This is a genomic window from Sodalis-like endosymbiont of Proechinophthirus fluctus (assembly GCF_001602625.1).
Lineage (GTDB): Bacteria > Pseudomonadota > Gammaproteobacteria > Enterobacterales > Enterobacteriaceae.
This window is the reverse complement of the sequence record NZ_LECR01000062.1, coordinates 5,152-5,421: the sequence shown is the minus strand read 5'-3', so window position 1 is coordinate 5,421 and position 270 is coordinate 5,152. Positions and strand designations below refer to the sequence as shown.

Annotated in this window: 1 protein-coding gene; it reads right to left on the bottom strand. The window is 61.1% G+C overall.

Going from position 1 to position 270, the window contains the following annotated elements:
* The coding region (locus BG74_RS17510; protein ID WP_305809577.1) for a YbaK/EbsC family protein at window positions 1-270 on the bottom strand (270 nt) is incomplete at both ends.

Sequence of the window (270 nt, the reverse complement as noted above, 5' to 3'; positions counted from 1 at the left end):
GAGCCAGGGCCCGCACCGACCGCTAAACGGATTTCCTTTTCGCTAGCGAACGTCAGCGGGGAGGCGACCTGCGGCAATTTCTCGGCCTTGACGTCGTTAAGCTGATGATCGCCGCGTACCATTAGCGCTACTAGCGGATGACTGGCATCTTCGCAGGCGCGGACCAACAGCGTCTTGACTGTTTTTCCCACCGGCAGCGCAAACCGCGCCACCAGTTCGTCGATGGTACGGACGTCGGGGGTGTCCACCAGCTGCATCTCTTCGCTGGGA